The following is a 5,825-nucleotide window of genomic DNA, read 5'->3' as shown; positions in this document are numbered from 1 at the left end:
GACGCCTACGCCGCCCGGGAACACAAGTCCCGTTCCCAGATCATCCGCGAAGCCCTCGACCAGCAGCTCGCCCACTGACCCCGCGTCTCCCCGCCGATTCAGCCACCTCCAGCGGCTCGACCCTGCCGGCGAAGACCTCACCGGAACCCCACCCGAAACCTCGATACACCCGGTGCAAGTCGGCAGGGGGTGCGGGCGACAGCCGTTGCCGCCGCGAGCAACTGATCGCAGTCAGCGGGTAGGACACCGACCCGTACACCATGCAGGCCGACGGCCGCACCGCGGATGACAGTGCGTCTGGTCGGGGACCAGGCGTCCGCGTTGGCGGGGCCCCAGCGCGGCAGATCAGTGCCATGGCATCTGCCTCCCTGCGGCCGGCCCGGCCTCAGAAGGTGAGGTAGGCCTTGATGGCGCTGCGGTTGTCCATGGCGGCGTAGGCGTCGGCGGCCTGGTCGAACGGCAGCGTCAGGTCGAACACCTTGCCGGGTTCGATCTGTCGGGTCATGATCCGCTCGATCAGGTCGGGCAGGTAGGCGCGGACAGGCGCGGGTCCGCCGTGCAGGTGGACGTGGCTGAAGAACAGTTCCAGGCCGGGCAGATTGACGTCGTGGGAGACGCCGACGTAGCCGACGTGGCCGCCGCGCCGGGTGGAGCGGATGGCCTGCATCATCGACTCCTGGGTGCCGACCGCTTCCAGGGCGCTGTGCACGCCGAGCCCGTCGGTGAGTTCCTTGATCCTCGCGACGCCCGCGTCGCCGCGTTCGGTGACGATGTCGGTGGCGCCGAACTCGATCGCCAGCTTCTGGCGGGGTTCGTGCCGGCTCATTGCGATGATCCGTTCGGCACCGAGTTCCTTCGCGGCGAGGACGGCCAGCAGGCCGACCGCACCGTCGCCGATCACGGCGACGGTCTTGCCGGGCCCGACTTCGGCGGCCTTGGCGGCGAACCAGCCGGTGCCGAGCACGTCGGACGCGGCGAGCAGGTGCGGAATCAGGTCGTCGGAGGGCGTGGTCGGGGTGGCAACCAGGGTGCCGTCGGCGAGCGGGACGCGCAGGTACTCGGCCTGGCAGTTCTCCCCGCCCATGCCACGGCGGTCGAGGCAGCCGGAGTAGTAGCCCGACCGGCAGATCTCGCAGGTGCCATCGGAGGCGAAGAACGAGCCGACCACGAAGTCGCCGACCTTCACGTTCGTGACCGTTGGCCCGACCTCTGTCACCACGCCGCAGTACTCGTGTCCAACGGTGATCGGCTCGGTGATCGGGTCGATCCCGCGGTAGGCCCACAGGTCGGAGCCGCACACGCAGGCCGCAGCCAGCTTGATGATCGCGTCCCCGTGCTCCCGGATCGTGGGCATCGGGACGTCCTCGACCCGAACGTCGCGGGCGCCGTACAACTTCACTGCACGCATGTCGTGCTTCCTTTCCTTCGGTGAGCGGTGGATGGTCAGGTCGTGGGTCGGGGCCGGGCGACAACGAGCAGGGCGAGCAGTGATCCGGCGGTGAGGACGAGCACGATGACGGCCATGGGGACGGCGCTCCGATCGCCGCCCAGCCCGGCCAGGGGGGCGATCAGGCCGGCCATGCACCACTGCAGGAAGCCGAGGACGGCAGAGCCCGTCCCGGGATGCTCGGGCACTTCGCTGGACGCCAGGGCTCCGGCGTTCGGACCGACCAGGCCTTGGGCGGTCTGGAGGAGGAAGAAGCCGCCCAGCGAGATCGCCAGCGGCATGCCCCACCACAGCGCTCCGGCGAGAATGGCCAGCCCGGCGGCGCCGGTGGCGAACAGGCCGACCGCGATCACGGCGCGGGTGCGGACACGTCCGACCAGCCAGCCGGCAGTGAGCGTACCGGCCATCAGCCCGACCGCGTTGGTGGCGAACGCGACCGAGTACAGGATTGGCGAGAGGCCGTTCATGGATTGCAGGACGAACGCTGAGGTGGCGACGTAGGCGAAGGTGACTCCCATCGAGAAGGCCATCACGATCAGGTAGCCGACGTAGCCGCGGTGGCTGAGCACGGCCTTGGTCGAGGCGGCGAGGCGGGTGAGGCCGCCGCCGTGCCGGCGTTCTGCAGGCAGGGTTTCGGGGATTGCGAGAGCGACCACGACGATCATCGCGGCGGCCAGTCCTGCGACCGCCAGGAAGGTGGTTCGCCAGCCGAACGACTGCAGGATCGCGGCTCCGAGCAGCGGCCCGACGACCGGGGCGATGCCGCCGACGCCCGCGAGCAGGTTCATCGCCCGGACGAGTTCCGCGCCGGAACTGAGGTCGACGACCACGCTGCGGGCGATCACCATGGCCCAGCCGCCGCTGAAACCCTGCACGAAGCGGGCCAGCATCATCACGGTGATCGAGGGCGCGGCCGCGCAGGCCAGCGAGGCGGCGACCAGGACGGCCAGGGAGGCGAGCAACGGCAGGCGGCGTCCGCGCTGGTCGGAGACAGGCCCGCCGATCAGCTGGCCCAGCGCCATGCCGACGAAGAACGTGGTCAGGGTCAGCTGGACGGGGAAGGCGCTGGTGCCGAGGTCGGCGGCGACCCCCGGGAAGGCCGGCACGTACATGTCGGTGGCCAGCGGGGCGATCGCGCCGATGAACACCACACTGGCCAGCAGCCACCCGGTGAGTCGGCGGCCCGGATGGGTGCTGCCGGAGGGTTGGCTGGTGGTCACGGTCCCCAGCCAACAGGGGCTGCGGCTGGTGGGGAAGTCACTGCTGATGGGTGTACGGGGAGTGCATCGCTACCGGAAGCCGGCGTGCCTACGGTGGTGGGCATGGACGAGACGGGTGATGCGCGGGACTTCCTGACGTCGCGCCGGGGCAGGCTCAGCCCCCGCGAGGTGGGGCTGCCGGAGCACGGCCGGCGGCGGGTGCCGGGCCTGAGACGCAGTGAGGTCGCGACCCTGGCCGGGGTGAGCATCGAGTACTACGCGAAGATCGAGCGCAACGGCCTGGCCGGGGTCAGCCCCGGCGTGCTGGAAGGCATTGCCCGGGCGTTGAAGCTGGACGATGCCGAGCGGGCACACCTGCTGGACCTGGCCCGCAGCGCAGACGGCGCGGGCGACGTGCTGCGGCGGCGTCCGCGCGCCGCGCGTGGGTGGACGCCGCCGCCGAGCCTGCAGTGGGTGCTGGACGCGATCACCGGTGGGCCGGCGATCGTCCGGAACAACCGGATGGACCTGCTCGCGACCAACATGCTCGGCCGGGCGATGCACGCCGCGCTGTACGAGCGGACGCGGTCAGGGCCGCCGAACTTCGCCCGCTACACGTTCCTGGACGACGACTCGCACAGCTTCTATCCCGACTGGGACACCGCGGCCGACACCTGTGTGGCGATCCTGCGCACCGAAGCCGGCCGCGACCCGCATGATCGCCGCCTGCAGGACCTGGTCGGCGAACTCGCCACCTGCAGCGACGAGTTCCGCGCCCGCTGGAGCAGCCACAATGTCCGCCTCCACGGCGCTGGCGGCAAGACGTTCTGGCACAGCGCCGTCGGCGACCTCGATCTGGCCTACGAGTCCGTCGACATGGTCAGCGAACCCGGTCTCACCCTCACCATCTATGCGGCCGAACCGGCCTCCCGGACGGCCGAGGCGCTCCGGCTCCTCGGCTCCTGGGCGGCCGTCCAACAGCCGACCACCGACCATGCCGTCCGCGAATGACCGGCTCACCCGACATCGCCGCGTCCGCTCATCAGTGGTCGCGGCCGGCGTCGTCCTCGCCGTCGTGCTGGCCGGTTGCGCAGCCGCTGGGAACACTGGCGGTGAGCCGACCGTGAGCGCCACCACCCCGGAAGGAACAACAGTGACCCGCATCCGGATCAACACCGGCAGTGGGGACATCGAGGCCGAGCTGTTCGACAACACGGCTGCCAGGGACCTGCTCGCCATGCTGCCGCTGGAGGTCACGATCTTCGACTACGGGCGGCAGGAGAGGTCGCCGACCTGCCCCGCGCTCTGGACACGACCGGGCTGCCCGCCGGCGCCGACCCGGACCTGGGCGACCTCGGCTACTGGGCGCCCGACCACCGGCTGGTCCTGTACTACACCGACGTGGGCTCCTTCACCGGGATCGTACGGCTGGGCCGCATCGTCAGCCCGCTGGAATCGGTCGCCGGCATCCCCGACGACTCACCAGGAAGGCTGAGCCGCCGCGCGTAGCGCACTTCAGGCGGGGTCGACTCGACCCGTTCAATTGCAGGGGAGTGCTCGTCCCCACCCGCTGACGAGTGCCGGCCCGCTGACTATGGGCTGCTCAACCCGACGCTCAGCCAACAGGAGTCGAATCGCAAGCGAGGTGCCGAAGAAGAGGAGCTGACACCCCCCCCGGCAGGCATGCTCCGAAGACCTGCACAAAGGCGGGTACCTGTTCGGCGATTGTCGCGCAGGCTTCCAGTGCCGAGTCGAGTGCTTGTCCGTTCCACCGTGGCTCACGTGCTGTCATCACGCATAGGGCGTGAGTGGCGGGGACCGACTGATCCCACGTCGGGCGAGGACGAGTTCGTGCGCGGACAGCCCGCGTCAGGCGAACGCCGCCGGCGTCGACGGCTGGCATGAGGCGGCAAGGCATGCCGGGAAGGTTGACGGCGTCCTGACGGGCTGGCTCAAGCCGTTGTCAGGACCGAAGTGGGGACATGATGGATCCCCGCGTACGGCGATTCGTCAGGATCCGACGGCCAAGAAGTCCGCCGCCTGCTGGCCAATTCCTCAGCCCGACTTGCCAGCCGTCCCGGCCGGCCGTGGTGCCCCTGGGACCGCACCTGCGGCGCGGTCGGACCCCGCTCCGGCCAGAGCCCCGACCTACTCACCGCCGAGCGCCACGCCAAAGCCTTCGCCAACCCCCGGGGTGACACCGCCGCCCCAGGGATTGCCGGCCAGGTCCTCCTTGACGCCCACTTGCCACGCAGGATTCGAGCAGCCGGGGCGGGACAGCGCGAGCTCGTCCGCGTCTGCAAAGGTTGCCCTGCCCAAGACTGTGAACTATAGTTGACATATGGTCGAGGTGGTGCGATCCGCGACATTCGACCGATGGCTGGGCAGGCTAAGGGACCGCCGTGCGGCCGCGCGAGTTCTGATCCGGATCGGTCGGCTGGCCGCAGGGAACGCCGGGGACGTCAGACCGGTCGGCCACGGCATCTCGGAGTTGAGGATCGACTACGGCCCGGGCTACCGGGTCTACTACCTGAGCGAGGCGGACCGGCTGATCTTGCTGCTGACCGGCGGGGACAAGTCCAGCCAGACCACTGACATCAAGACCGCCCATGAGATCGCTGCAGCGTGGCGCAGCCAGGAAGGAGCAGAAGGATGAGCAGCCAGACCGAGACCTTCGCCGCGTTCGACCCTGCGGACTACCTCAACAGTTTCGACGACGTGGTCGCCTACCTGGAGGCGGTGATCGATGGGGGAGAGGATGACCCGACCCTGATCGCCCAGGCGCTGGGCGCGATCGCCCGCTCCCGCAACCTGAGCGAGATCGCCCGCCAGGCCGGCATGAGCCGAGAAGGCCTGTACAAGGCGCTCTCGGCCGGCGGCAATCCCAGCTTCGCGACCGTGGTCAAGGTGGCGCGTGCGCTCGGTCTCCGCGTCCACTTCGAATCTGTCGCCTAGCTCGCGCTCATCTCCGGACAGGTTGCCAGGGATCCGTGCCGGCGATGTCATGGGGGTGGTGATCCGGTTCTGGCTCGACCCCGAACGTGCTGCCCGTCTGGACGCCTACGCCGCCCGGGAACACAAGTCCCGTTCCCAGATCATCCGCGAAGCCCTCGACCAGCAGCTCGCCCACTGACCCCGCGTCTCCCCGCCGATTCAGCCACCTCCAGCGGCTCGACCCT

At 69.8% G+C, this 5,825-nt stretch carries 7 protein-coding genes and 1 pseudogene; 6 read left to right on the top strand and 2 right to left on the bottom strand.

What is annotated here, in order from left to right:
* The coding region (locus QM633_RS15350; RefSeq protein WP_415153074.1) for a ribbon-helix-helix protein, CopG family at positions 1–78 on the top strand (78 nt) is incomplete at its 5' end.
* 307 nt (positions 79–385) lie between these two features.
* On the opposite strand, the gene QM633_RS15345 is transcribed toward QM633_RS15350, so the two are convergent.
* Complete coding sequence (locus QM633_RS15345; protein WP_415154636.1) at positions 386–1,408, bottom strand: zinc-dependent alcohol dehydrogenase family protein; 1,023 nt, start codon at positions 1,406–1,408, stop codon at positions 386–388.
* Between the two features lie 35 nt (positions 1,409–1,443).
* Positions 1,444–2,667, bottom strand: coding sequence for a multidrug effflux MFS transporter (locus QM633_RS15340; RefSeq protein WP_415154635.1), 1,224 nt, complete (start codon positions 2,665–2,667; stop codon positions 1,444–1,446).
* 102 nt (positions 2,668–2,769) lie between these two features.
* On the opposite strand from QM633_RS15340, the gene QM633_RS15335 reads away from it, so the two are divergent.
* From QM633_RS15335 to QM633_RS15315, 5 genes and pseudogenes are all read left to right on the top strand, one after another.
* Complete coding sequence (locus QM633_RS15335) at positions 2,770–3,657, top strand: helix-turn-helix domain-containing protein (protein ID WP_415154634.1); 888 nt, start codon at positions 2,770–2,772, stop codon at positions 3,655–3,657.
* A pseudogene (locus tag QM633_RS15330) lies at positions 3,557–4,155 on the top strand (cyclophilin-like fold protein). The gene QM633_RS15335 and the pseudogene QM633_RS15330 overlap by 101 nt, the downstream one beginning before the upstream one ends.
* 844 nt (positions 4,156–4,999) lie before the next feature.
* Positions 5,000–5,302 (top strand): type II toxin-antitoxin system RelE/ParE family toxin, encoded by a 303-nt coding sequence (locus QM633_RS15325; protein ID WP_415154633.1) that lies wholly within the window; start codon positions 5,000–5,002, stop codon positions 5,300–5,302.
* A complete protein-coding gene (locus QM633_RS15320) occupies positions 5,299–5,601 on the top strand; it encodes an addiction module antidote protein (RefSeq protein WP_415154632.1) in 303 nt (100 codons plus the stop codon). Before QM633_RS15325 ends, QM633_RS15320 begins: the two co-directional genes overlap by 4 nt.
* 58 nt (positions 5,602–5,659) lie before the next feature.
* On the top strand, positions 5,660–5,779 hold the full coding sequence (locus QM633_RS15315) for a ribbon-helix-helix protein, CopG family (RefSeq protein ID WP_415154631.1): 120 nt from the start codon (positions 5,660–5,662) through the stop codon (positions 5,777–5,779).
* Positions 5,780–5,825 lie beyond the last annotated feature (46 nt).

The sequence above is a fragment of the Propionicimonas sp. genome, assembly GCF_047606205.1.
In the GTDB taxonomy this organism is placed as follows: domain Bacteria; phylum Actinomycetota; class Actinomycetes; order Propionibacteriales; family Propionibacteriaceae; genus Propionicimonas.
Note: the sequence above shows the minus strand (reverse complement) of the source record. Positions and strands in the feature narration are given on the sequence as shown.

Coding starts and splice junctions, on each gene's coding strand:
- QM633_RS15345 (WP_415154636.1), bottom strand. CDS start 1,408: ATGCGTGCAGTGAAGTTGTACGGCGCCCGCGACGTTCGGGTCGAGGAC.
- QM633_RS15335 (WP_415154634.1), top strand. CDS start 2,770: ATGGACGAGACGGGTGATGCGCGGGACTTCCTGACGTCGCGCCGGGGC.
- QM633_RS15320 (WP_415154632.1), top strand. CDS start 5,299: ATGAGCAGCCAGACCGAGACCTTCGCCGCGTTCGACCCTGCGGACTAC.